Source organism: Bradyrhizobium sp. 137 (assembly GCF_023074095.1).
Taxonomy (GTDB): domain Bacteria; phylum Pseudomonadota; class Alphaproteobacteria; order Rhizobiales; family Xanthobacteraceae; genus Bradyrhizobium.
In genome coordinates, this window is record NZ_JADPKU010000039.1 from 13,513 (window position 1) to 36,698 (window position 23,186).

The following is a 23,186-nucleotide window of genomic DNA, read 5'->3' on the forward strand; positions in this document are numbered from 1 at the left end:
GAGAGGTCCGATGGATAATCTCGCAGAGCTCCTGCACGGCTTCACCATCGCGGTCACCGCGCCACATCTGCTGCTCATGGTAATCGGCGTGCTGCTCGGCATTCTCGTCGGCGTGCTGCCGGGGCTGGGCGCGCCAAACGGAGTATCGCTGCTTTTGCCGCTGACCTTCGGTATGCAGCCGGTCTCGGCCATCATCCTGCTCTCCAGCATGTATTGGGGGGCGCTGTTCGGCGGCTCCGTGACCTCGATCCTGTTCAACATTCCCGGCGAGCCGTCCTCGGTCGCGACCACGTTCGACGGCTACCCGATGGCGCGCGACGGCCGGCCAACGACGGCGCTCGCCACCGCCTTCGGTTCGGCGGCGTTCGGCGCGCTGATCGGCGTCATCCTGATCACCTTCCTTGCATCCTGGGTGGCCCAGGTTGCGCTCGCGTTCGGGCCGGCCGAGTATTTTGCGGTCTATTTCCTGGCCTTTGCCAGCTTCGTCGGCATGGGCGGTGCGGCGCCGATCAAGACCGTCGTGGCGCTGGCGATCGGCTTTGCGATCGCTGCCATCGGCATCGACACGGTGTCCGGCAGCGTGCGCCTCACCATGGGGGTCGATGAACTCGTCAAGGGCGTGAGCTTCGTCGTCGCTGTGATGGGTCTGTTCGGCATCGGCGAGCTCTTGGTTGCAGTCGAAGAGGAGTTTCACGCGCGCGCGGTCTCCTCGAAGATCGACTGGCGTGAGGTGTTCCGCGCGGTCGGCCGCCTGCCGCGGCATGGTATTGCTCTGTTGCGCAGCGCCGCGATCGGATGCTGGATGGGGATTACGCCGGGCGGCCCGACCGCGGCCTCCTTCATGAGCTACGGCATCGCGCGCCGCTTCTCGCGCCGCGGCCGATATTTCGGCACCGGCGAGGTCGAAGGCATCATCTCGCCGGAGACGGCCGACCATGCCGCCGGCACCAGCGCGCTGCTGCCGATGCTCTCGCTAGGCATTCCCGGCTCGGCGACCGCGGCGGTCATGATGGGCGGGCTGATGATCTGGGGTCTCAATCCCGGGCCGATGCTGTTCGTCGACAGTAAGGATTTCGTCTGGGGCCTGATCGCCTCGATGTATGTCGGCAACATCGTCGCCGTCGCGCTGGTGCTGCTCACCGTTCCGGTCTTCGCGGCCTTGATGCGGATTCCGTTTGTGGTGATCGCGCCCCTGATCGTGATCATCTGCGTCGTCGGCGCCTATTCGGTGTCGAACTCCTATCTCGACGTCGTCATGATGCTTGGCTTCGGGATCGTCGGCTATCTCTTCAAGAAGCTGTTCTATCCGCTGGCGCCGCTCGTGCTCGCGATCGTCATCGGCGACAAGGCCGAGGACGCGTTCCGGCAGTCGATGTTGATCTCCAAGGGATCGCTCGGGATATTCTTTGCAAACAAGCTGGTGACATGCCTGATCGTTGCCGGCATCGCATTGTTGCTGCTTCCGCTCGTGCTGCAGCTCACGCGGCTCTGGCGCAAACCCGCGCCGTCTACCGATCGGACGACAGCTGAGGAAAAGGTGATCATATGACCGCAAAGCCGCTCATTGCATTGGCAATGGGAGATCCCGCCGGCATCAGCCCGGAGCTGACGGCGAAGCTCGCGGTGCAGGATGACGTCCGCGCCCGCAGCCGGATCGTCGTCATCGGTGACCGCCGCATCTTCGACGAAGGCGCGCGCGTCGCCGGCGTCAAGCCGGAGCTGACCATGGTAGAGCAGGGCGCCGACCTTGGCGCGGCGCAGGGCGAGACGCTGTTTGTCGATCTCCGCCACCTCGACCCCAGGGAGGTCGAGCCGAAGACCGCGACGCTTGCCGGCGGAAAATTCGCGCTGACCAATTATCGGCACGCGCTCGAGCTCGGCCGTGACCACCGCGTCGATGCCGTCTGCTTTACCCCCTTCAACAAGCAGGCGATGCGCCTTGCCCGTACCGAATACGACGACGAGATCGCGTTCTCCGCCGAGGTGGTCGGGCTCAAGACCGCGGCAAGCGAGTTCAACGTGCTGGACCGGCTCTGGAACGCGCGGGTCACCTCCCATATCCCTCTCAAGGACGTCGCTGCAAAGCTGTCCAGCGAGCGCATCCATCGCGCGCTCAAGCTGACCGATTCCTGTATGCGCAATGCCGGTTTCGCGCGGCCCCGCATCGCGGTCGCTGGTCTCAATCCGCATGCCGGCGACGGCGGCAATTTCGGCCGTGAGGAAATTGACATCATCTCGCCCGTGCTCGCGGCCGCCCAGCGCGAGGGTATCGCCGCGGAGGGACCGTTCCCCGCCGACACGGTGTTCCTGCGCGCCAAGGGCGGTGCCTTCGATGCGGTGCTGACGATGTATCACGACCAGGGTCAGATCGCGATGAAGCTAATGGGTTTTGATCGCGGTGTCACCTTGCTCGGTGGTTTCCCTTTCCCGATCTGCACGCCCGCGCACGGCACCGCCTATGATATCGCCGGGCAGGGCATCGCATCGGTTGGCGCTAGCCGCGCCGCTGTGCTGCTCGCAGCGGAGATGGCCGCGCGTCGCGCCGCCTGATGGCGCGCGCCAGGGGAGCCCGCTCATGAAGTTCGTACGCGCAAAGCCTGCGAGTTTCGGGAAAAAGTGGAAACTTCCGGCGTGGTAATGAGTTGCGTCCCATGAACGTCTCCATCTGGGAGCTGGAACATGGTCGACTACGACCCGCTACGAACGGCCGTGGATACTGCTTGGTCCGTCTACCGCGCCCGGCATCGTCACGTCGATGCCGCGGATGGTCGTCGCTGTCTGCTCGAGCGTCATCTACAAGGGAGGCGGGAAGCGCGCGAGAGTGGCGGTGATGCCCAGGACCTTACGGCATCTGGCCTTGCCTATCTCGAGCGGCTTCACGATGACGAATGCTAGGGCTGGTGGAGGAACTGGCCTGCTGCCTGGCGGCCGCGACCGCAAGGCCGAATTGGACCTTGCTCGCGATTTCGAACCTTCTGGCGGCATTGATCGTGCTGATCGTGCGCTTGGCAGTTTAGCACATGCGTATCGCTCAGCTCGCTCCCCTGGCCGAAAGCGTTCCTCCGAAGCTCTACGGCGGCACCGAGCGGGTAGTAGCTTGGCTGGTGGATGAGCTGGTGCAGCTCGGCCACGACGTCACGCTGTTTGCGAGCGGCGATTCCCGGACGGCCGGCAGACTCTATCCGGTTTGGTCCCGTGCGTTGCGTCTCGGGCGGAAGGGCGCCGATCCGAGTGCAGCTTGCGCGATGCTGCTGGAAGCGATCGCGAAGCGAGCGAGGGATTTCGATGTGATCCACGCGCATATCGATTGGCTGCATCTGCCGTTGCTCAGTCGCCTGGGCGTGCCGTTCCTGACGACCATGCACGGCCGCCTCGACTTGCCTGGGTTGCCCGACGTGGTTCGGCAATTCCCCGAAGCAGCGCTCGTGTCGATTTCCGACCGTCAGCGCCTGCCGCTTCAAAATGCGAAATGGATTAGAACGATCCAGCACGGGATGCCGTCCGACCTGCTTCGCCCATGCTACGAGCAGGGATCCTACCTTGCATTTCTTGGCCGCCTGACGAAAGACAAAGGTCCGGAGGAGGCCATCCGCATCGCGCATCAAACCCGTATGCCCCTGCGCATCGCCGCGAAGATCCCGCGCGCCGAGACCGCCTATTTCAAGAAACATGTCGAGCCCCATATTGACGACGAGAAGATCAAGCTTGTCGGCGAAGTCGATAATGACAGAAAACAGCAGTTCCTTGGTCGAGCCGCCGCTCTGTTGTTCCCGATCGATTGGCCGGAGCCCTTCGGGCTGGTCATGATCGAAGCAATGGCCTGCGGAACTCCCGTGATCGCCTACCGCTCAGGCGCCGTCCCTGAGGTCATCGAGCACGGCCTGACTGGTCTCATCGTCGAGAACGAGGAGCAAGCCGTTCAGGCGGTCGGCGAGGTGGGCAAGTTGGATCGAAGGCAGGTGCGCGCACGGTTCGAGGAGCGTTTCTCGGCGCGCCGGATGGCGCGAGAGTACGAAGGCGAGTACAGCAAGCTGGTTGCCGCCGCGGCTTGAGAATTCGATAGGCGCGACGGGCTCCGGTTGACGCGGCGTCTCGCCTGCTGCCCCGGGGCGTTACTTCGCGATAGGCGTCACGAGCTCCTTGTCTGCTGTATCCACGACGAAGACGGCCAGCAGCTTCGCAGGCTCGGAATCGCTGGCATTCGCGCTTATGGCGTGGCGGTCGCCGGGTTTCTCGAAAAAATTCTCTCCCTTGCGATAGACCTTCGCGGGCTCGTCATTGACTTGACTGCGGATTGCTCCTTCCAGGATGGTCGCATAGATAAACGCGGAGCGCGGGTGCATGTGCGCCGGTGAGGAGCCTCCCGGACCATATTCGACCAGCACGCCCTTCATGCTCTTGCCGGGGACGTTGGGCAGGGCCTGGTCGAACACCACGGTTACTTTGGCCAATGGTGCTGCCGTCTCGGCTGCATGGGCCGTCAGGAAAGACGCGGCGTAAACCGCCGTTGCGATCAGCAATCTGCGCATGGGATTCCCTTCATTGTCATTTCCGTCGTGATTGAGGCTGACGGAGCTTCAGAGACTCGCGAGCCATGTTGCGAGCGGTGTTTTCCCGAGCCGCGCCTCGCCAAGCGGATTCAGCGATGTGTCGTCAATGAGAGCGCCGTAATAGGGCGCCTTTGGGTCTCCCACCACAGGTCGGACATCGCCGGACGCCTTCAGGCGCCGCGCGATGAATTCATTGAAGGGGGCCTTCTCGGGTCCAGCAATGTCGATCGTGCCGTTGAGCGGCCGGCCCGTTGCGATCTCCGCGAGACAATCGACCACATCGTCGGACGCGATCGGTTGAAACTGCGCCGATGGAACGACAATCCTGCCGCCCGTCACAGCCGTTTCGGCAATGGCGCCGAGGAATTCAAAGAACTGGGTGGCGCGCACGATCGAGTAGGGGACCGAAGAGGATTTGATGACGGTCTCCTGGGCGAGCTTGGCACGGAAATAGGCGTTGTCGGGCGACCGCTCGGTGCCGACGATGGAGAGCGCCACATGATGTTTCACGGCCGCTGCGGCTTCTGCCGCGACGAGATTCTTGCTCGAACGCTGGAAGAAATCGAGCACGGCGGTCGGCTCCCAGGACGGCGCGTTGGCGACGTCGACGACAACATCGGCGCCGGCCAGCACCGCAGCGAGACCTTCCCCGGTCACGGCGTTCACGCCTGATCTTGGCGAGGCTGCCACCGCCTCGTGGCCCTGCTGCTTGAGCTTCGCCACCAGTTTAGATCCGATCAATCCGGTCCCGCCGATCACGACGATCTTCATGGCACGTCTCCTCGGTGTTTCGGAGCGCGGGAAAAAGGCCAATTCCTGCTCTCGCGCTTACGTGCATCACGATCCAACGCCTGTTCTATCGGAGCAATCGGCAGGCCCTTGCCTGGAACGCGCCTGACTTGCCGAAAAATGCTCCAGAGAGATCGTTACGATACGACACAATTCGTCTGGGAGCATTCCCTTAAATCTCGGAGATCAGTGGCCGCTCAGCACCAGCGTCTTCACCGGCAACAGCAGCGCTTGAATGCGCAACAGAAGGGCATGTACAAGCCCCGTGGCATCGACGACATGCAGAGCAGATCCCTTGAGCGCGCCGGTCTTTGGGTCTGCAATCGCATCGTGGTTGCTCGTATAGGCATTGACGATGCAGGTCGAGCCTGGCGTGACGCCCTCGAGCCCGCCCTTATAGAGCGGTTCCAAAAATGCCAGGATCGTGCCCGGCTGCCGAAGATTTTGCGGATCGATGAGCTGTTCGCCCGAGCGGAATTGACCGGCGGCGATATAGTCCTGAACGCCCGTGATGACGAGCGGAATGATGACCCAGGGCTTCGAGATGCAAGTCGCTTCTGCGAGCATGCCGGGTCGTATGACCTGGGCTTCAATCTGGCCGAAGCCAGCCTGCAATACGCGCCGGCCCGCGCCCTCTGGGATCAAGAGGCCGGCGGGCCGCATCATCTGATTGACGACATCGCCAGTGCGCAGAAGGAATTGCTCCACTCGCCCATCGACCCCCGCCCGAATGGAAGTCTTGTCGAGGTCCACCTGCGCCTCTGCCATCGCGGCCTCTGCGCTCGCCTTCTCAGCCGGCAGAAGCGTTGAGATCCGCAGCGCCGAAGCCTCCCTGGCGGCACTGGCGGAATCGATGCCCGCCTGCCGCTGATCGACGGCGACCTGGAGTTTCTCGATGTCACGCTGCGGCACGATCCCAGGATTGCGCCGCTGCAATTCGCTCTTGGTGTCGAGCTCGTCCCTCGCTTGCTGCCAGGCCGCCCTCGCTTCTGCGATCTGGGCTTCCGCCTTGACCACATCGGCCCGCGCGCTGATCAGCGAGGCATCGATCTCGGCGACCTTTCGTTTTGTCGTCTCGAGCGCCGCCTGCTGCTTGGCGCTGTCCAGCCGGAAGAGGACGTCGCCCTTCTTCACAGGCGCGCTGTAATCGACGTTCACTTCGGCGACGCGGCCGGCCACTTCGGGCAGGATCGGCACGGTGCGGAAGTAGAGCGCCGCGGACGTGGTCGAGGGATGATAGTAGAAGATCATGGTGATCAGCGCGACGGTCAGCATCAGGCAGCCGGTAATGCCCCACCTCAGCTCAAACCAGACCGAGTAGAGGGTGATCTCCTTGCCGAACCGCTTACCTTGCCGATAGCGCCGATAGAGGTAGTCCGGAAGGATCGTCACGAGCGAGCAGAGCAGGAGCTCAAGCATGACCTTGGACTCCCTCGTTCGACGCACTCTTCGTGCCGGAATTGCCGGTCAGCTCGGTTTCGGATGCTGATTGCGACGTCTGCGGCGCTGCATCGGCGATCCGCTCCACCGAGCCGGCGATGGTGCGCAGCGGCGTCGAGAAGTCCGGCAGGTCGATCATCGCGAGCAGGAGGCCCGCGATCCAGAAGATGTGCATGTGCGTGAACAGCGAGATGAGGCCGAGCACGGCGACGATCTCGAATTGCAGCTTCTGCGATCGGTGCGCCATGCGCTCCGGAAGGCTGTGCAGCTTCCAATAGAGCGTGCCCACCCACAACACGACGACGATGAGGAAGATGGCCATGACGACCATCAGGGCGTCCGATCCATCAGGTCCAGGCACGAAGAATGGCAGATGATGAGGCGCTGCCGCATGCATTTGTTCGCTCAAGCTCGTCCCCCTGCCAGAAGAAGCCTGAGAGCCCAGAGCGAGGCTCGTACTTTGCCCAGCATTGTTTCCCAAGACGGGAACTGGAGCAAGGATCGTGTCGAGACTGCCGTTGCGTTCGGTGTGTACTAGATCGCCGCGTCCAACGAAATGTTCCTGAGACGGCCGCTGTCGGACAAGGACAAATATGCCGTGTTGGCACCCTTGGCGATCGTCACAGATTGCTCCTGTTTTGCCCGACGTGTCAAAGAGTTTTGGCGAGTGCAAAAACTATTAGGGAAGACAGCCCTTTGGCTACTGTGCATGGGGTTGTTTTCGCGAGTTTTGATAAAAGGGGCTATTCGCCGCCTTTGCGGGGCGCCTCACGCCCCGCAGATGATCACGCCGTACCAGCCGAGCCCACGATAGGTCTCATAGCCCGGGGTGGCATGGAAGGCGACCAGCGCACCGGTGCGGTCGTGGTAGAAGCCGGAGCGCTGGCCGTTCAGCGCGATCGAGATGCGCTCGCTGAGGATGCCCTGGCCGTCGGAGGCGGCAATCACGCGAAGGTTCGAATCGACCAGCAGTACGCGGGCCTTGTCGCTGTCGCCGACGCGCACGCCCTTGACGATGGCGCGGGCCTGCGCCTCCCAGTCGAAATGAATGGCGAGCACGCCGATCGGCCCCCCGTTGGCCTGGCCGCCGCTGCGGACGCTGGCGCAATAGGTCGCGACCTGGGCGTTGCCGAGCAGCGGCTGGTTCTCGACGTCACCGGCGACATAGTCGTCGCCGGAGCGCAAGGATTGCGCCTCGCGAAACCATTTGGTGTGGGCGACGTTCTGGCCGACGACGCGAAAGCGGTCGGCGCGGCCATTGGCGATGACGTTGCCGTCGAGATCGCAAAGCCAGAGGTCGAGGTAGACGGTGTAGGCCCCGAGGATCACGCCGAGGCGCTGCGAGGCGTGGTTTACAGCTGCCGCGGCCGGCGAGGCCGCGCAATCGACCACGGCGGAGTCGGTCGCCCACCAACGCACGTCGCAGGTGCGCTCATAGAGGTTGCGGTCGATCAGCTCGATAGCGTTGAGCGACAGATCGACCATGCGCTCGCCGCGCGAGCGCTGGCTCATGCGGTCGATCGAGGCGACGAGGTCGCCGGTTCGTTTGGTCAACTGTGTCTCGAACTCGCGGGCGATGGTCTCGACCTGCTGGCCGACGCCACGCACCTCCTGCGCCACGACCGCAAAGCCCGCGCCCTGCGCACCGGCGCGCGAGCTCTCGATCAGCGCGTTCAGCGCCAGCATCTTCATCTGATTGGTGATTTGCTGGATCGCCTTGGTCTTGTCGACCGCGATCTGGTTGACCTCCGCAGTCAGGCGGTTGATCAGCACGGAGATGTCGGAATCATTATCGGCGGGTTCGGTGGCGGTGATCGGCTTGGCTTTCAGACCCAGCGCAGCAGACATCGGGGAGCTTCCCTTGGCAATGAGGTCTGACCTGCAATGAACCCGGAAAAAATTACAGATCGAATGGGAATCTTCTTCGAGGATTCCACCTAACGCCCGCTTAATTTGCGGTTCCCTGGAATGCCCAAATGATAGTCAGTTCCGCGCCGCAAAAAGGCAATCCACCGCTTTGTGCGGCGCAGGCATTGCATATCTGGAGCGATTCCGGGCCAATCGTTCCTGCCGACAAATCTGCTGCCACCCGTCCGGGCTCCTCAATCAATCAACATTCATGACCCCGCCCGCAACTGCCTTGCCTGTCGAAGCGCCCCAGGCGTTCCTGGGGGTGACGCGCTCGCTCACCGACAAGCTCTGGCGCGACCGGCTCGACGCGCGCGGCGCGGCCAAGGCTCTTGCGATCGTGCAACGTCACCAATTGCCGGAACTGCTGGCGCGGGTGCTGGCCGGCCGCGGCGTCGATATCGACACCGTGCCGGACTTCCTCGATCCGACCATCCGAAAACTGCTGCCGGACCCGTTCACGGTGACGGAGATGGAAGCTGCCGCGCAGCGGATCGCGGATGCCGCGGGGAAGGGCGAAAGGGTCGCGATCTTCGGCGATTACGACGTCGACGGCGCCACTTCGGCGGCGCTGCTGGCCTGGCATCTGCGCCATTGCGGGCTCGATCCGCTGATCCACATTCCGGACCGGATCTTTGAGGGGTACGGCCCCAACACCGAAGCGGTGCGCGCGCTGGCGGCAAAGGGCGCCACGCTGCTCGTCACCGTCGATTGTGGCACCACCAGTATCGAGCCCTTGGCCGAGGCGAAGCGCCTCGGCATGTCCGTTGTCGTGATCGACCACCACCAATGCGGCCTCGATCTCCCCGAGGTCGATGCGCTGGTCAATCCGAACCGCCCCGACGATCTCTCGGGCCTCGGACATCTCGCCGCCGTCGGCCTCGTGCTGGTGACGCTGGTCGCCGTCAATCGCGAGCTGCGCCAGCGCGGTTTCTGGGGCGCCGAGATGCCTGAGCCCGATCTGCTCGGCATGCTGCATCACGTCGCACTCGGCACCGTCGCCGACGTTGCGCCGCTGATCGGGCTCAACCGCGCCTTCGTCGCAAAAGGGCTGATCGCGATGCGGCGGCGCGACCATGTCGGTCATACCGCGCTGATGGACGTGGCGCGGCTCAATGGTCCGCCGGAGGCCTGGCATCTCGGCTTCATGCTGGGGCCGCGCGTCAATGCCGGCGGTCGGATCGGTCGGGCCGATCTCGGCGTGCGCCTTTTGCTCGAAGGTGACAGCGTCGAGGCCGCACGCATCGCCGCCGAGCTCGACCGCCTCAACAGTGAGCGCCGCGTCATCGAGCAGGCGGCCGAAGCGCAGGCGGAAGCCGAGGCGCTTGCCTCGATCGGGCTGGAAGACAAGCTCGGCGTCATCGTCACGGCCTCCGAAGGCTGGCATCCCGGCGTCGTCGGCCTCGTCGCCTCACGCCTGAAGGAGAAGTTTTCCCGGCCTGCTTTTGCCATCGCGCTCGAGCCCGGCGGCATCGGCACCGGCTCGGGCCGCTCGATCGCCGGCGTCGATCTCGGCAAGGCGGTGCGGCAAGCGGTTACTGACGGCATTCTGCTCAAGGGCGGCGGCCACGCGATGGCTGCGGGCGTCACGCTGCGCAGGGAGAAGCTCGCCGAATTCCGCGCCTATCTGGAGAGCGCGCTGGCGCGCGACGTCGCGGAGGCGCGGCACGTCAACGAGCTCTATGTCGACGGCGCAGTCTCCGCGCGCGCAGTGGCGCCGGAGCTTGCGACGACTCTCAATCGCGCCGGCCCGTTCGGCAGCGGCAATCCGGAAGTCGTGCTGGCCCTGCCGGCGCATCAGCTCGTCTATGCCGATGAGGTCGGCCAGGCGCACTTGAGGCTGCGCTTCAAGTCCGGTGACGGCGCCATCGTCAACGGCATCGCGTTCCGTTCGGTCGGCCAGAAGCTCGGCAATGCGCTGCTCGCCAACCGTGGTCAGCAATTGCATGTCGCGGGATCTTTGTCGGTCGATCGCTACCAGGGCGTCGAGCGTGTGCAATTCCGCGTCGTCGACGTCGCGCTACCGGACCAGGGGCCATCCGTGATTAGATAGCGCGCGAGCCGGACCCGAAAGGCCTCGTGAGCGCACAGTGCGACGCGGTTTTCGGCAAGATTATGCGAAAAAATAGATCGCTCAAACAACAAAAAAATAGATCGCTCAAACAACAAAAAAGGGAGTGAACATGGCAGGGCAGGTTGAGGGCAAGGTCGCGCTGGTGACGGGCGGCGCCTCCGGCATTGGCGAGGCCATCGTCGAGCTGTTCGCGCGCGAGGGCGCCACCGTCATTGCGACAGACATCGACGAGCTGCGCGGCCCAGAGCTTGCCAACCGGATTACAAGAGCCGGCGGCAAGGCGATCTTCCTGGCGCAGGATGTCACCAGCGAGGAACGCTGGATCGAGGTCGTCACCGAGGTCGCAAAGCGCTACGGCCGGCTGGACATCATGGTCTCCAATGCCGGCATCGGCATCTCCGTGCCCTCCATCGTCGACATGACGCTGGCCGACTGGCGCAAGCAGAACGCCATCAACCTCGATGGCGTGTTCCTCTCTGTTAAGCATTGCCTGCCCTTGATGCGCAAGACCGGCGGCGGCTCGATCGTGATGATGTCTTCACTGGCGGGCCTGCGCGGTGCCCCCGGGCTGTCGGCCTATTCGGCCACCAAGGGCGGAGTGCGGCTGTTTGCGAAATCGATCGCGATGGAATGCGCGGCCGCTGGCGACGGCATCCGCGTCAACTCGGTGCATCCCGGCATCATCGACACGCCGATCTGGGGCAAGATCCCGACCGGCGCGACCGGTGCCGGCCAGAACGCGCCGATCGATCCAGAAGAGCGCGCCAAGGTCGTCACGCCGCTCGGCCGTGCCGGCCAGGCTGCGGAGATCGCTTCTGGCGTGCTGTATCTGGCCTCCGATGCCTCGCGCTACGTCACCGGCAGCGAACTCATCATCGACGGCGGCATGAATGCCGGCGGCGTGCCGCGGCGCGCATGAGCCGCGCAGGGCAGGGCGGCGCCGGCAGGGGCTGACGCGCAGGCGCAGCCCCTGTACAACGCGGCCAGCTCCGACCGACATAGGTGTCCTTCCATGGCGCATAGTCTTCACGCTTCCTCTCCCGCGCCCCATCGTTCGAACCGGCCGGACCTCGCCACCGAGGCGATCCGCACCGCGCGCGAGGATCTTGCCGCCTGCTTCCGCATGGCCGCGCGCAACGGTTTTGAGGAAGGCATCTGCAATCATTTCTCGGCCGTGGTGCCGGGACATGACGATCTCTTCCTGGTCAATCCGTACGGCTACGCCTTCCGCGAGCTGACCGCGTCAAAGCTGCTGATCTGCGACTTCCACGGCAACGTGCTCGACGGCGAGGGCGTGCCCGAGGCGACGGCCTTCTACATCCATGCCGAGATGCACAAGCGCCTGCCGCGCGCCAAGGTCGCTTTCCACACCCACATGCCCTATGCGACGGCGCTCTCAATGACCGAGGGCGAGCCTCTGATCTGGGCCGGCCAGACTGCGCTGAAATTCTACGGCCGCACCGCGGTGGACCGCGACTATAACGGCCTTGCCCTCGACAACCGCGAGGGCGCGCGCATCGCGTCCGCCGTCGGCGATGCCGATATCGTCTTCATGAAGCATCACGGCGTCATGGTACTGGCCCCGACCATCGCCGAGGCCTGGGACGATCTCTATTACCTCGAACGCGCAGCCGAGGTGCAGGTGCTGGCGATGTCGACCGGACGAAAGGTGCTGCCGATCGATCCCGCTGTTGCCGCCGAAACCTACAGGCAGATGCGCGAAGGCGATTCCGAATCCGCGCGGCTGCATCTCGCCGCGATCCGCCGCCAGCTCGACGCGGAAGAACCGCAGTATAGGCACTGAGCCGCTTACAATCCCTGCCGCAGTCTCGCCAGCACCTTCAGCCCGCCATAGCCGTCCGCCGGCGTGATTCCTGCGCGCTGCTGAAAATCCTTGACCGCCTTCATCGTGTCGTTGCCGACGCGGCCGTCGGTGCCGCCGGTATCGAAGCCGGCCTTGGTCAGGCGCGTCTGCATCTCCTGCACCTCGGCAAGCGTCAGCGCGCGCTCGGAGCCGGGGAAGGGCTGGATGAAGGGGGGCGCGCCCAGGCAGCGGTCGCCGAGGTGGCAGATCGCCAGCGCATAGTTCATGGAAGGGTTGTAGCTCTTCACCGAGGAGAAATTCGGTCCGAGCAGGAAGCTCGGCCCGCCCGTAACGGGCGTCCACAGCTGCGCCGACGCATTCGGTTGCGGGAATGGCTGGCCGTCGGCGCGGGTGACGCCGGCCGCTTGCCACACCGCATAGGTGCGGCTGCCGCTGATGTTGCCGGGCGCGCGCACTTCGTAGCCCCAATGCTCGCCGCGATGCCACTTGCCGCGATTGACGAGATATTTTGCGGTCGAGCCCAGCGCGTCATCGGGCTTGCCGAAGGGCGAGACCTTGCCGTCGCCGTCATAGTCGATGCCGACATTGAGCCAGACTTCCGGCATCCATTGCGAATGGCCCATCGCGCCGGCCCAGGATCCCTGCATCTGCTCCGGCGTGCTCCAGCCCTTATCGACGATGCGCAGTGCGTTGATCAGCTCGGTCTCCCAATAGGCCTTGCGCCGCGGTTCGTTCCAGGCGAGCGCGGCGAGTGAGGGAAACACCGGGGTCATATGGTTCTGCTGCACCAGGGGATCGCCATAGGCGGACTCGACGCCCCACAGCGCCAGCAGCGTGCCGCGCTCGACGCCGAAATCGCGCTCGATGCGCGCGAACAGCGCTTCGTTGTTTTTCAGCGCGATCTTTCCGTTGATGATGCGCCAGTCCGAGACGCGGCGGTTGATGTATTGCCAGACCTGCTCGTGGAATTCGGGCTGGTTGCGCATCTGCTTGAACACGCTCATGTCCGGCTCGACCCGCGCCATCGCGCGCTGCCAGGTCGGGGCCGAAATGCCCTTGGCCAATGCCCGCGCGCGAAAGGCTTCGCGCCATTCATCGAAGCCTGGAGGCGCGGCGAGGGCGCGTTTCGGGAATGCAAGCAACGCCGCTGCACCGAACGTCGATTGCAGCAGGGCGCGGCGAGTTGGATAGGATGAGGAATCAGCGTGCGTCATGGGCACATTCTAGCCTGAAACATGGCCTGCGTGAGTCGGTTCCCGGAACAGATGCTGCGGCTGATCTTGCGCGGCAGGATCAATCGTTCCGTCGGAACAAATCGTCGCAGCCTCGCATTCCCCTTGCGACAACGAGGAGGAGAAGATGAGGAAATATCTGTTTGCCGCCGCCATGGCCACCGCCATCGCGGCGCCCGCATTCGCGGACGAGGTCGGCGTTCACGTCGGGCCGGCCGGCGCCGGCGTGACGGTTGGTCAGTCCCCTGAATATCGCGAGCGCGACCGAGATCGCGACCGCACCACGGTCATCAAGGAGCGTGAGCCCGCCGACCGCACCACGGTGATCAAGAAGGAAGATGAATTCGGCAATCGCGAGAAGACTGTGATTCATCACGACAACGATTGACGGAGCATGGGCCTCGGCCTGCGGCCGGGGCCCGCACTCGGCGAATAGAATCGGGGTGGAATGAAGATACACGCACACGCGGAAAGCCATGTCGTCGAACTCGACGACGGATCGCAATGGCAGATCTTTCCCGGCGATCTTGCGACCACGCTGAGCTGGAAGCCCGAAACTGATCTGCACCTGGAGCCGAGCCGCGACCGGGTGAGTTCGCATGTGCTGGTCAATGCCGCGGACCGAACCCGCGTGCGGGTGATTGCCGCAGGCGAGACTTGGCCCGACGGCGAGGTCAAGAACGCGTTGAAGGGCGGCTAATCCTCCTGCAACTCGGCCGCGACCCCGGCGAGCCAGCGCCGGATCGTCGTTTCCGTCTTGCTGTCCAAACCCAGAGCGAGGCGCTTCTCCAATTCGAGCACACGTTGCCGGCAAGCCTTTAGCAGCGTCGCGCCCCGCGGCGTCAGCATCCATTGCTGAATGCGGCCATGGACCGGATGCGGCGTCATTGCGATGGCGCCGTCGCGTTCGAGGTTGCGGATGATGACGCCGACCGTCTGGGGGGTCAGGAAGGTGAGGCGGGCGACGTCGGCGCCGGACAGGCCGGGATAGGCGTTGAGCATGGTCAGCACCGCGAATTGCGGCGAGGTCACGCCGAGATCGGCGAGGGTGCGCTCCATTTTCAGCCGCACCGCGGCGTGGGCCTGGCGCAGCAGATAGCCGAGATAGCCTTGCTCGCCGCGCTTGCCTTCGCCCGGAGCGGGTACACGCACGGCGACGTCGCCGGCGGGCGCCGTGCGCGCGGTTTTCGATCTTGTGATGGCAGCGGTCTTGTGTGACATATAAGAGCTCTTATAAGATATAAGCACGCTTACAATAATACGAGGTGAACGGCAATGTCACACGCCCGCAGCGAATACGAGGATTTCAAGCGCCTCGCGCCCGATGTCTATGATCTGGTGCTGGCGCTGGGTCAGCTTGCAACCAAGGCCGGTCTCGACAAGCAGCTCATCGAACTCGTCAAGCTGCGCGCCTCGCAGATCAACGGCTGTGCCTTCTGCGTGCAGCATCACGTCCTTCTGTCGGAACAGATCGGGGTTCCCACCGACAAGCTCCATCTGGTCGCGGTTTGGCGCGAGGCGCCGATCTTTTCCGCGCGCGAGCGCGCGGCGCTGGCCTGGACGGAGGCCTTGACGATGCTTCCCGGTGGCGTCAGCGAGGAGGTCTATTCGGAGGCAAAGCGCGAGTTCTCCGAAACCGAGCTGACCTACCTGACCTCGGCGGTTGCCTCGATCAACGTCTGGAATCGGTTTGGTGCGGCGTATCGCTGGACGCCGGCCAAGCGGCCTGTGGCCACGAATGCCGCGGCATCCTGATCGCAGCGCGGGGAGGTCAGCATGACAGCAATGAGTTTGGCCGCTGCGCAGCGCCCGATAGCATCTCGTTCAATGGCGATCGCCGCCCTCGGCGGGCTCGCCTGCGCACTCGCAATCGGCAAGGCGCTGCCGGTGACGATCGACACTGTGGCAGGCGCACTGGCGCCGCTCTGCGCCACGGCTGCGGACGGTTCGCCGCTCGACAAGGTCGAGCCGATCGGGTCCTACGCGCTGCCGAACGTCCCGGGCAAGCGCGTCACCATCGTGCGTGTGTCCTACGGTCCGGGCGGGTTTTCGCGGCCGCATCGTCACGCGGGCTCTGTGACGGCCTACATCACCAAGGGCGAGATCCGCTCGCAACTCGGCGGCGGCCCGATCGAGACGTTCGGCGTCGGCGAGTCCTTCTTCGAGCCGCCGGGCTCGACACATCTCGTCTCCGCCAATGCCAGTACAACAGAGCCGGCGGAATTGATCGCGGTGTTCGTGGCGGATGAGGGCGCGCAGTTGACGACGTTCTTGGAGTAGCTGGCACTCCTAGCCCGCGACCGCCTTTGTTCAGGTTGGCTGCGATCGCCTCAACCGTTTCCACAGGGGTGAGAGACCGTATTCGACTGCCGGAATCGCAAGTGCGCCGACAAGCAGTCCGAGTACGCCTGAGATGGCTGCTTCGACCGACCATTCGATGATGCCGGCAACGGATGGAAGGACATGTGCGGCAGCCTCGGTTGCGACATGGATCGTGCGGCCGACCTCGGGTGGGCCATATTTCTCAATGCCGTGCAGGATGATGCCGCCGCCGACCCAGATCATGGCGGCGGTGCCGATGGTGCTTAGCACCGCCAGGAAGGTGGGCATACCGCGGACGAGCGCGCGTCCAAGTAAGCGGATCGCGCCGCCAGTGACGGAGGCGCTGTCATAGCGGGCAAGGGCCATGCCGACATCGTCCGCCTTCACGATCAGGGCTACCACACCGTAGACCCCGGCAGTGATACAGACGCCAACCAGCGCAAGCACCAGCGCCTGCGTCCAGATGCTCCCCGCCGGGAGGGCTGCCAGCGTGATCGCCATGATCTCCGCCGACAGGATGAAATCTGTCTTGATGGCGCTCGCGACCTTCTCGTCCTCGACCGACCGGGCATTCAGCGCAATCGGCTGGAGCTGAGCCTCGTGGTGGCGCGCATGATGCGGCATCATGGCCTCGAGCACCTTCTCGGCACCCTCGTAGCAGAGAAAGGCTCCGCCCAGCATGAGCAGCGGCGTGACCGCGGCAGGAAGGAAATAGCCAAGCAGCAGGGCAAGGGGAAGCAGAAGCAGCAACTTATTGCGTAGCGATCCGACCGCAATCTTAGCGACGATCGGCAGTTCGCGTTTCGAGGCAAAACCGGTGACGAAGTTAGGCGTGACCGCCGCGTCATCGATGACCACGCCAGCCGCCTTTGTGCCCGCTTTGGCAGCCTGACTCGCCACATCGTCGAGCGAGGCTGCTGCCGCCTTTGCAATCGCCGCGATATCGTCGAGAAGACCGATCAGTCCGACACTCATAAACCCTTTCCCTTCTTCGTTCGAGCCGGCGGTGTGCGCGACGACACGCTCTTGCTCCGCCTGGGCTTGGAACGAGCAAGTCCTCAATTCTCCTCGCCGCTCGAGCCCTCGCGCAGGTCCTGCTTGATCACATCTTCCGGCAGCGCGTGTGCCACGGGCTGCGGAGTGCCTGCGACCTCCGGGCCGATCTCGCGGCCGCGGGCGCGGATCAGGCGCTCATAGGCCGAGACCAGCGTGACGTAGGGACTGACCCAGATCCAACCGTCGCGGGTGAACACCTGCACGTCGAAATGCAAATGCATCGAGGTGCCGGCGGGATGGTCGAGATAGTTCGAGATCACCCCGATCTTCTCGCCTTCGGTGACGATGCGGCCATTGAGCACGCCATCGGCGTTCAGCGCCTGCGGGTTCATGTGCATGTAGCGGAAGCGGATGTGCTCGGTGCGGCTGTTGACTTGCAGCGTCACAGCCTGGTCCTTGGCAGAGCGGATCACGATCGCGTCGCGGACGGCGACGACACCGCGCCGCTTGGGATCGCAGGGCTCGCGGCCGTCGCCGGGCGGCGGGCAATCGGCGGCGCGAATATCCTCGCCCTGGTGACCATATCCGCCGGCGCACTGCCAGACCTCGAAACTGCGGGACTCGCAGAAATTGTCGCGCCAGGGATAGGCGGTCGGGCTGTCGCTCCTGTCACGCCTGCCATGGGATTGCGAGCGCACGAAGGCCGGCGCCTTTTCGAGCGGAAAGCGGATCTGTGCATAGGCCATCACGTCGGGATGGCCGCCTTGCTTGCGATAGCCCGTATTCGGGATGATATCGCCGCTCGGTCGATAGCTGAAATCTGCCGAGCGTCCGGCCGGACGATCGAGGACGTTAGAGGCAACGTCCATCAGAGGCCGCATCCGTTGCCCGCCCGCGATCCGGAGCGCCTTCAGGAAGCGTTCTGCGACCGGATAGGCTTCCTTGCAGGCGAGCCGCCGCGGCTTGGCGATGCTGTCAAGGCACTGGATCGACACCACATAGGCAACGCCGAAACGGGTGAAGGCATAGCGCAGATAGCCTTCCCGGATGAACCTGCGCAGGTCTGGATAGGTTGCTGCGAGGGGTTTGACCGGCTCGCCCTTGCCGCCAGAGGGATCGGCGATGTCATAGACGAGCGCCGAGCCCGTGATCTGCACCTCAACCGGCCTTGCGTACACCCGGCTCGGCATGCCGTCGCCGGCGCCAGGCTCGAACGAGAACGTCGCGCTGTAGCCGGCGGGGCCGGCGTCGAACATGTCGACGGGATTGAATTCAGCCTGGTAGCGCGACAGCGCGAGCATAGCCGGCGCGCCGTTGCGCTGCGCCTCGAGATACGCGGCGGCGTCGAACGGTAGCAGCACCGGCACGGGGCTGCGGGCGATGCCAGTGAAGAATTGCGAGGAGACCGCGTTGAGCTGAACCAACGCGGGTATTGCGCGCGGATCATGGCGCGGCACCGAACGGCGGGGCGCGACAATGAAATCGTCCGCGACCCGCGGACGACTATTGATCTCGGCGCGGAACTGGTCGAGCGCTGCGCGCCAATCGACGCGCAGGGCCGTGAGCGAGGGGCTGCGAAATTCTTCCGCAGCAAGCGGGGTGGCAATGAGGAGCGAAAGCGACGCCAGGAGTTGCGAGACGAAGCGGAAAGCTTTCCCAACCACTGTCTCGCCCCCCGGCGGCACCTGTTGCGATCGCTCTGTTCCCCGTTAGTCCTTGGCGCGTTCGGCGTAGGAGCCGTCTTCGGTCATCACCACGACGCGGGTGCCGACGGTGATGTGCGGCGGCACGGTGGTGCGCACGCCGTTGGAGAGCACCGCGGGCTTGTAGGAGGAGGAGGCAGTCTGGCCCTTGGTCACCGGCTCGGTCTCGACCACTTCCAGCGTCACGCGCTGCGGCAGCGCGATCGAGACCGGGTTGGTGTCGTGCATGGACAGCTTGACCGTCATGCTCTCCTGAAGATAGGCAGCAGCGTCGCCGACGACATCCTTGGAGACCTGGACCTGGTCGTAAGTCTCCGGGTTCATGAAATGGTAGCCGTCACCGTCCTCATAGAGGTAGGTGTAGTTGCGCTCTTCGATCGTGGCCTTTTCGACCTGGTCGGTCGTCTTGTAGCGTTCGGAGATCTTTACCCCGTCCGAGATTCGGCGCATTTCGATCTGGCTGACCGGGGTGCCCTTGCCGGGATGGATGTTCTCGGCGCTGACGACGACATAAAGCTTGCCGTCTTGCTCGATCACGTTGCCCTTGCGAATAGAACTGGCGATGACTCTCAAAGCTGTATTTCCTGCTTGCTTGGCCCGGCACCGGCCAGGACGTGGTCGAATGGATGGGGGACTTGGGGCCTCAAATCGGACCTCGGCGCCCGTTTCGGGCCGCAACATACTGATTTTGCCGTTGGATGCCAGCATTTTGCTGTTCCGAGGGGCAATCGGCTAATGGCTGGGGACAAGCCGATTTCGCCGTTCTGGTCGCCCGGGCGGCACCGCGACCGACAGCCTTTCCTCCAGGCCAGGGGGGCCATTACCGCGGCTCTCCGGGAATTTTTCGCCGAGCAGGGCTTCGTCGAGGTCGAAACCTCCGTCCTCCAGATCTCGCCCGGCAATGAGACCCATCTGCACGCGCCCCGGACCGAGATCATGCGGCCGGACGGCAGCCGCGCGAGCCGTTACCTGCGAACCTCGCCGGAATTCGCCTGCAAGAAGCTGCTGGCGGCGGGCGAGACGCGGATTTTCGAGTTTGCCCGTGTGTTCCGAGACCGCGAGCGCGGCGACCTGCACCTGCCCGAATTCACCATGCTGGAATGGTACCGCTCAGGCGCCCCCTATGACGCCATCATGGCGGACACCGTCGTCGTCATTGCCCGTGCGGCGCGGGCGACCGGCATCGGAACCTTCTCGTTCCGAGGCCGGACCGCCGATCCCTTCGCCGAGCCAGAGCTTGTGACGGTCGCGGGGGCGTTCGAGCGGTTCGCCGGCATCGACCTGCTGTCGACAATCTCGGGCGGCGAGGGTAACCGTGCCGCGCTCGCCGAGGCGGCCGGTGCCAAGGTCCGTGTGGCCGAGGACGACACCTGGTCGGACATCTTCAGCAAGGTTCTGGTTGAACATGTCGAGCCGCATCTGGGGCAGGGCCGTTTGACCATTCTGTTCGAATACCCATCTCCAGAGGCGGCCCTGGCGCGGGTGAAGCTTGATGATCCGCGGCTTGCGGAACGGTTCGAGGTCTATGCCTGCGGCGTCGAGCTTGCCAACGGCTTTGGCGAACTCACCGACGCCGAGGCGCAGCGCAAGCGCTTCGCGGAATCGATGACGGAGAAGCAGCGCCGCTACGGAGAGGCCTATCCGCTGGATGAGGACTTTTTGGCCGCGGTCGCTGCGATGCCGGAGGCGAGCGGCGTCGCGCTCGGCTTCGACCGGCTGGTCATGCTGGCGAGCGGCGCATCGCGAATTGATCAGGTGGTGTGGACACCGCCTGCGGGTGAGGCATGACGAAGACCAATCTTGCACGCACTTTGCGCGAGCCGGCTGAGCTCGTCGCCGAAGGCCTGGCGCCCGCAGCGACGCTGCCGGCGCTGGAGCGCGTTGCCGCGCGCTATGCGGTGGCGATTACGCCGGCGCTGGTCGAGCTGATTGACACCGCCGATCCCGACGATCCCATCGCACGGCAGTTCGTTCCGACCGCGGCCGAACTGGACGCACAGCCGGGCGAGAGCGCCGATCCGATCGGCGATCATCCGCACTCGCCGGTTCCCGGAATCGTGCACCGCTATCCGGATCGCGTGCTGTTCAAGTTGGTTCACGTCTGCGCGGTCTATTGCCGCTTCTGCTTCCGCCGGGAGATGGTCGGGCCAGGTAAGGAAAACGCACTCCCGGACAGCGCCTATCGCGCAGCGATCGACTACATCCGCGCGCATGGCGAGATCTGGGAAGTCATCCTCACCGGCGGCGATCCGCTGATGCTGTCGCCACGTCGCATGAGCGAGATCATGGCCGATCTGGCGGGCATCGATCACGTCAGGATCATCCGTCTTCATACTCGCGTGCCCGTGGCCGATCCCGCGCGCATCAGCGAGGAGATGGTCGCCGCGCTCAAGGTCGAGGGAGCGACCACCTGGGCCGCGTTGCACGCCAACCATGCGCGGGAACTGACCGGAACGGCGCGCGCCGCCTGCGCGCGGCTCGTCGATGCCGGCATTCCCATGGTGAGCCAGTCCGTGCTTTTGCGCGGCGTCAACGACGACGTCGCTGCTCTATCGGATTTGATGCGAGCTTTCGTCGAATGCCGGATCAAACCCTATTACCTGCATCATGGCGATCTCGCGCCGGGCACTGCGCATCTGCGAACCACGCTGGCGCAGGGACAGGAGTTGATGCGGCAGTTGCGTGGGCGGGTGTCAGGGCTGTGTCAGCCTGATTATGTCGTCGATATTCCCGGCGGCGCCGGCAAGTCGCCGGTCGGGCCGAATTATGTGGTGGTGGCACAAAATACCGCAGGCGATGCGGGTGAAGCGGGAGCCGAAACGCGCTATCGTATCATGGACTATTGCGGCGACGTTCATCTCTATCCGCCGGAAACATGAGCGGTGCTGGAGCGTGCGTCGGTTTGAGAATGGAGAAGCGGACATGAAAAAGATCATGGTGGCAGCATCGCTCGTGGTCTTGCTCGGTGGCGCGGCGGTTGCACAGACCGGCGGCTCCAAGGGCTCGACATCGGGCGGCGCCAGCTCTGGAACGGTGTTGCCGGCACCCGTCGGTCACCGCCAGCCGCGCGCGGCTGACGTGCCGAGCGAAAAAAATCTGAGCGACGCCAATGATCCCTTGAGCAAGGAAAACCAGGCGCTCGACAAGAAGATCAAGAGCATCTGCCGGGGCTGCTAGGAACCGCACCTCTCCCCGGCGGGGAGAGGTGAAGAATTGAGCCCGCGACTGACACTTCGCCTCGTCACGTCCTAAGCTGATCGCTCGTGCAGACCAGCGCGCTGGGTGTTGCGGCGGATCTCGACTGCATCGGCGAGCTGCTCAAGCACGGCGGCCGTGGTCGTCCAGTCAATGCAGCCGTCGGTGATGCTCTGTCCATAGGCAAGCGGCTTGCCGGGCACCACATCCTGACGGCCGGCGACCAGATTGCTCTCGATCATCACGCCCATGATGCGGTTCTCGCCGCTTGAGATCTGGCCGGCAATATCGGTCATCACCAGCGGCTGGTTCTCCGGCTTTTTGCTCGAATTGGCGTGGCTTGCATCGATCATCACGAGCGGCGCAACGCCGGACTTGGTCAGCTCGTTGCAGGTGGCCGCGACGCTTGCCGCGTCATAGTTCGGCTTGCTGCCGCCGCGCAGGATGATGTGGCAGTCCTCGTTGCCCGCGGTCGAGGCGATCGCCGAGCGGCCGAGCTTGGTCACCGCCATGAAATGATGCGGATGCGAGGCCGACTTCACCGCGTCCGCGGCGATCCGCACGTTGCCGTCGGTGCCGTTCTTGAAGCCGACTGGGCAGGACAGCCCCGACGCCAGTTCGCGATGGATCTGGCTCTCGGTCGTACGCGCGCCGATCGCAGCCCATGACACCAGGTCGGCGATGTATTGCGGCGTCGTCATGTCCAGGAATTCGGTGCCGGCGGGCAGGCCGAGATTGTTCACCGCCGACAGCACGTTGCGCGCCAGACGCAGGCCCTTGTTGATGTCGAAGCTGCCGTCGAGATCGGGATCGTTGATCAGGCCCTTCCAGCCGACCGTGGTGCGCGGCTTCTCGAAATAGACCCGCATCACAATCTCGAGCTGGTCGGCGAGGTCTTCGCGTACGCGTACGAGGCGCTCGGCGTAGTCGAGCGCGGCCCTGGGATCATGCACTGAGCACGGGCCAACCACGACCAGCAGGCGGTCGTCTTGGCCGTTGAGGATCGCATGGATGGCATTGCGCGCTGCCATCACCACGCGCGTCGCGGTGAGCGTGCGCGGGACCTCCCGCATCACCTCTTCCGGCGTGTTCAGCTCTTTCAGTTCGCGGATACGAAGATCGTCGGTCGTGCTCAGCACGGCGGGCTCCTGT

At 64.3% G+C, this 23,186-nt stretch carries 25 protein-coding genes; 14 read left to right on the forward strand and 11 right to left on the reverse strand.

The window, feature by feature from the left end:
* The first annotated feature begins 10 nt into the window (after positions 1-10).
* From IVA78_RS06950 to IVA78_RS06965, 4 genes are all read left to right on the forward strand, one after another.
* A complete protein-coding gene (locus IVA78_RS06950; RefSeq protein ID WP_247417559.1) occupies positions 11-1,549 on the forward strand; it encodes a tripartite tricarboxylate transporter permease in 1,539 nt (512 codons plus the stop codon).
* Positions 1,546-2,550: a 4-hydroxythreonine-4-phosphate dehydrogenase PdxA gene (locus IVA78_RS06955; RefSeq protein ID WP_247464899.1), complete on the forward strand. Its 1,005-nt coding sequence runs from the start codon at positions 1,546-1,548 to the stop codon at positions 2,548-2,550. Before IVA78_RS06950 ends, IVA78_RS06955 begins: the two co-directional genes overlap by 4 nt.
* Before the next feature lie 129 nt (positions 2,551-2,679).
* Positions 2,680-2,895, forward strand: coding sequence for a hypothetical protein (locus IVA78_RS06960; protein WP_247280976.1), 216 nt, complete (start codon positions 2,680-2,682; stop codon positions 2,893-2,895).
* 125 nt (positions 2,896-3,020) lie between these two features.
* Positions 3,021-4,052, forward strand: a complete 1,032-nt coding sequence (locus IVA78_RS06965; RefSeq protein WP_247280977.1) for a glycosyltransferase family 4 protein — start codon at positions 3,021-3,023, stop codon at positions 4,050-4,052.
* Between the two features lie 60 nt (positions 4,053-4,112).
* Here the strand turns inward: IVA78_RS06965 and IVA78_RS06970 are convergent, their stop codons facing one another.
* From IVA78_RS06970 to IVA78_RS06990, 5 genes are all read right to left on the reverse strand, one after another.
* Positions 4,113-4,529 (reverse strand): cupin domain-containing protein, encoded by a 417-nt coding sequence (locus IVA78_RS06970; protein WP_247280978.1) that lies wholly within the window; start codon positions 4,527-4,529, stop codon positions 4,113-4,115.
* 48 nt (positions 4,530-4,577) lie between these two features.
* Positions 4,578-5,321, reverse strand: coding sequence for an SDR family oxidoreductase (locus IVA78_RS06975; protein WP_247280979.1), 744 nt, complete (start codon positions 5,319-5,321; stop codon positions 4,578-4,580).
* Positions 5,322-5,525: 204 nt separating this feature from the next.
* Positions 5,526-6,758 (reverse strand): biotin/lipoyl-binding protein, encoded by a 1,233-nt coding sequence (locus tag IVA78_RS06980; protein WP_247280980.1) that lies wholly within the window; start codon positions 6,756-6,758, stop codon positions 5,526-5,528.
* Positions 6,751-7,188 carry a hypothetical protein gene (locus IVA78_RS06985; protein ID WP_247280981.1) on the reverse strand — a complete coding sequence of 146 codons (438 nt, stop codon included), beginning with the start codon at positions 7,186-7,188 and terminating at the stop codon, positions 6,751-6,753. Before IVA78_RS06985 ends, IVA78_RS06980 begins: the two co-directional genes overlap by 8 nt.
* Before the next feature lie 359 nt (positions 7,189-7,547).
* Positions 7,548-8,627, reverse strand: coding sequence for a methyl-accepting chemotaxis protein (locus tag IVA78_RS06990; RefSeq protein ID WP_247280982.1), 1,080 nt, complete (start codon positions 8,625-8,627; stop codon positions 7,548-7,550).
* Positions 8,628-8,898: 271 nt separating this feature from the next.
* Between IVA78_RS06990 and recJ the strand changes: the two genes are divergently transcribed.
* The 3 genes from recJ (at position 8,899) to IVA78_RS07005 (ending at position 12,565) form a co-directional block, all read left to right on the forward strand.
* Positions 8,899-10,740, forward strand: coding sequence for a single-stranded-DNA-specific exonuclease RecJ (gene recJ / locus IVA78_RS06995; RefSeq protein ID WP_247280983.1), 1,842 nt, complete (start codon positions 8,899-8,901; stop codon positions 10,738-10,740).
* 130 nt (positions 10,741-10,870) lie between these two features.
* Positions 10,871-11,680 carry a glucose 1-dehydrogenase gene (locus tag IVA78_RS07000; protein ID WP_247280984.1) on the forward strand — a complete coding sequence of 270 codons (810 nt, stop codon included), beginning with the start codon at positions 10,871-10,873 and terminating at the stop codon, positions 11,678-11,680.
* A 93-nt stretch (positions 11,681-11,773) separates the two neighbouring features.
* Positions 11,774-12,565, forward strand: a complete 792-nt coding sequence (locus IVA78_RS07005) for an aldolase (RefSeq protein ID WP_247464903.1) — start codon at positions 11,774-11,776, stop codon at positions 12,563-12,565.
* Positions 12,566-12,570: 5 nt separating this feature from the next.
* Here the strand turns inward: IVA78_RS07005 and IVA78_RS07010 are convergent, their stop codons facing one another.
* Positions 12,571-13,800 (reverse strand): lytic murein transglycosylase, encoded by a 1,230-nt coding sequence (locus IVA78_RS07010; protein ID WP_247464907.1) that lies wholly within the window; start codon positions 13,798-13,800, stop codon positions 12,571-12,573.
* 145 nt (positions 13,801-13,945) lie between these two features.
* On the opposite strand from IVA78_RS07010, the gene IVA78_RS07015 reads away from it, so the two are divergent.
* Both IVA78_RS07015 and IVA78_RS07020 read left to right on the forward strand, forming a co-directional pair.
* A complete protein-coding gene (locus IVA78_RS07015) occupies positions 13,946-14,206 on the forward strand; it encodes a hypothetical protein (protein ID WP_247417539.1) in 261 nt (86 codons plus the stop codon).
* Positions 14,207-14,266: 60 nt separating this feature from the next.
* The gene (locus IVA78_RS07020) at positions 14,267-14,518 is read left to right on the forward strand and encodes a hypothetical protein (RefSeq protein ID WP_247280988.1); all 252 of its coding nucleotides are present in this window, start codon (positions 14,267-14,269) and stop codon (positions 14,516-14,518) included.
* Here the strand turns inward: IVA78_RS07020 and IVA78_RS07025 are convergent.
* A complete protein-coding gene (locus tag IVA78_RS07025) occupies positions 14,515-15,039 on the reverse strand; it encodes a MarR family winged helix-turn-helix transcriptional regulator (RefSeq protein WP_247464908.1) in 525 nt (174 codons plus the stop codon). The two genes, IVA78_RS07020 and IVA78_RS07025, sit on opposite strands and share 4 nt — an antisense overlap.
* A 54-nt stretch (positions 15,040-15,093) precedes the next feature.
* On the opposite strand from IVA78_RS07025, the gene IVA78_RS07030 reads away from it, so the two are divergent.
* Both IVA78_RS07030 and IVA78_RS07035 read left to right on the forward strand, forming a co-directional pair.
* Positions 15,094-15,573 (forward strand): carboxymuconolactone decarboxylase family protein, encoded by a 480-nt coding sequence (locus tag IVA78_RS07030; protein WP_247464911.1) that lies wholly within the window; start codon positions 15,094-15,096, stop codon positions 15,571-15,573.
* Positions 15,574-15,594: 21 nt separating this feature from the next.
* Positions 15,595-16,098, forward strand: a complete 504-nt coding sequence (locus tag IVA78_RS07035; RefSeq protein WP_247464913.1) for a cupin domain-containing protein — start codon at positions 15,595-15,597, stop codon at positions 16,096-16,098.
* A gap of 30 nt (positions 16,099-16,128) precedes the next feature.
* On the opposite strand, the gene IVA78_RS07040 is transcribed toward IVA78_RS07035, so the two are convergent.
* The 3 genes from IVA78_RS07040 to efp form a co-directional block, all read right to left on the reverse strand.
* On the reverse strand, positions 16,129-17,115 hold the full coding sequence (locus tag IVA78_RS07040; protein ID WP_247458525.1) for a DUF808 domain-containing protein: 987 nt from the start codon (positions 17,113-17,115) through the stop codon (positions 16,129-16,131).
* Between the two features lie 83 nt (positions 17,116-17,198).
* A complete protein-coding gene (locus IVA78_RS07045; RefSeq protein WP_247458528.1) occupies positions 17,199-18,821 on the reverse strand; it encodes a M23 family peptidase in 1,623 nt (540 codons plus the stop codon).
* A 24-nt stretch (positions 18,822-18,845) separates the two neighbouring features.
* Positions 18,846-19,412 carry an elongation factor P gene (efp, locus tag IVA78_RS07050; RefSeq protein ID WP_027572324.1) on the reverse strand — a complete coding sequence of 189 codons (567 nt, stop codon included), beginning with the start codon at positions 19,410-19,412 and terminating at the stop codon, positions 18,846-18,848.
* A gap of 162 nt (positions 19,413-19,574) precedes the next feature.
* On the opposite strand from efp, the gene epmA reads away from it, so the two are divergent.
* Genes epmA through IVA78_RS07065 form a run of 3 tightly spaced genes read left to right on the forward strand, consistent with a single transcriptional unit; the run spans position 19,575 to position 22,016 of the window.
* A complete protein-coding gene (epmA, locus tag IVA78_RS07055) occupies positions 19,575-20,627 on the forward strand; it encodes an EF-P lysine aminoacylase EpmA (protein ID WP_247464958.1) in 1,053 nt (350 codons plus the stop codon).
* Positions 20,624-21,718 (forward strand): lysine-2,3-aminomutase-like protein, encoded by a 1,095-nt coding sequence (locus tag IVA78_RS07060; RefSeq protein ID WP_247464916.1) that lies wholly within the window; start codon positions 20,624-20,626, stop codon positions 21,716-21,718. The genes epmA and IVA78_RS07060 overlap by 4 nt, the downstream gene beginning before the upstream one ends.
* A 43-nt stretch (positions 21,719-21,761) precedes the next feature.
* Complete coding sequence (locus IVA78_RS07065) at positions 21,762-22,016, forward strand: hypothetical protein (protein WP_247464918.1); 255 nt, start codon at positions 21,762-21,764, stop codon at positions 22,014-22,016.
* Between the two features lie 71 nt (positions 22,017-22,087).
* Here IVA78_RS07065 and IVA78_RS07070 read toward each other — a convergent pair whose 3' ends face one another.
* Positions 22,088-23,173 carry a 3-deoxy-7-phosphoheptulonate synthase gene (locus tag IVA78_RS07070; RefSeq protein WP_346015593.1) on the reverse strand — a complete coding sequence of 362 codons (1,086 nt, stop codon included), beginning with the start codon at positions 23,171-23,173 and terminating at the stop codon, positions 22,088-22,090.
* Positions 23,174-23,186 lie beyond the last annotated feature (13 nt).

Coding starts and splice junctions, on each gene's coding strand:
- IVA78_RS07025 (WP_247464908.1), bottom strand. CDS start 15,039: ATGTCACACAAGACCGCTGCCATCACAAGATCGAAAACCGCGCGCACG.
- IVA78_RS06965 (WP_247280977.1), top strand. CDS start 3,021: ATGCGTATCGCTCAGCTCGCTCCCCTGGCCGAAAGCGTTCCTCCGAAG.
- IVA78_RS07035 (WP_247464913.1), top strand. CDS start 15,595: ATGACAGCAATGAGTTTGGCCGCTGCGCAGCGCCCGATAGCATCTCGT.
- recJ (WP_247280983.1), top strand. CDS start 8,899: ATGACCCCGCCCGCAACTGCCTTGCCTGTCGAAGCGCCCCAGGCGTTC.
- IVA78_RS06990 (WP_247280982.1), bottom strand. CDS start 8,627: ATGTCTGCTGCGCTGGGTCTGAAAGCCAAGCCGATCACCGCCACCGAA.
- IVA78_RS06970 (WP_247280978.1), bottom strand. CDS start 4,529: ATGCGCAGATTGCTGATCGCAACGGCGGTTTACGCCGCGTCTTTCCTG.
- IVA78_RS06975 (WP_247280979.1), bottom strand. CDS start 5,321: ATGAAGATCGTCGTGATCGGCGGGACCGGATTGATCGGATCTAAACTG.
- IVA78_RS07010 (WP_247464907.1), bottom strand. CDS start 13,800: ATGACGCACGCTGATTCCTCATCCTATCCAACTCGCCGCGCCCTGCTG.
- IVA78_RS07015 (WP_247417539.1), top strand. CDS start 13,946: ATGAGGAAATATCTGTTTGCCGCCGCCATGGCCACCGCCATCGCGGCG.
- IVA78_RS07060 (WP_247464916.1), top strand. CDS start 20,624: ATGACGAAGACCAATCTTGCACGCACTTTGCGCGAGCCGGCTGAGCTC.
- epmA (WP_247464958.1), top strand. CDS start 19,575: ATGGCTGGGGACAAGCCGATTTCGCCGTTCTGGTCGCCCGGGCGGCAC.
- IVA78_RS06980 (WP_247280980.1), bottom strand. CDS start 6,758: ATGCTTGAGCTCCTGCTCTGCTCGCTCGTGACGATCCTTCCGGACTAC.
- IVA78_RS07000 (WP_247280984.1), top strand. CDS start 10,871: ATGGCAGGGCAGGTTGAGGGCAAGGTCGCGCTGGTGACGGGCGGCGCC.
- IVA78_RS07065 (WP_247464918.1), top strand. CDS start 21,762: ATGAAAAAGATCATGGTGGCAGCATCGCTCGTGGTCTTGCTCGGTGGC.
- IVA78_RS07030 (WP_247464911.1), top strand. CDS start 15,094: ATGTCACACGCCCGCAGCGAATACGAGGATTTCAAGCGCCTCGCGCCC.
- IVA78_RS07020 (WP_247280988.1), top strand. CDS start 14,267: ATGAAGATACACGCACACGCGGAAAGCCATGTCGTCGAACTCGACGAC.
- IVA78_RS06955 (WP_247464899.1), top strand. CDS start 1,546: ATGACCGCAAAGCCGCTCATTGCATTGGCAATGGGAGATCCCGCCGGC.
- IVA78_RS06960 (WP_247280976.1), top strand. CDS start 2,680: ATGGTCGACTACGACCCGCTACGAACGGCCGTGGATACTGCTTGGTCC.
- IVA78_RS07005 (WP_247464903.1), top strand. CDS start 11,774: ATGGCGCATAGTCTTCACGCTTCCTCTCCCGCGCCCCATCGTTCGAAC.
- IVA78_RS07040 (WP_247458525.1), bottom strand. CDS start 17,115: ATGAGTGTCGGACTGATCGGTCTTCTCGACGATATCGCGGCGATTGCA.
- IVA78_RS06950 (WP_247417559.1), top strand. CDS start 11: ATGGATAATCTCGCAGAGCTCCTGCACGGCTTCACCATCGCGGTCACC.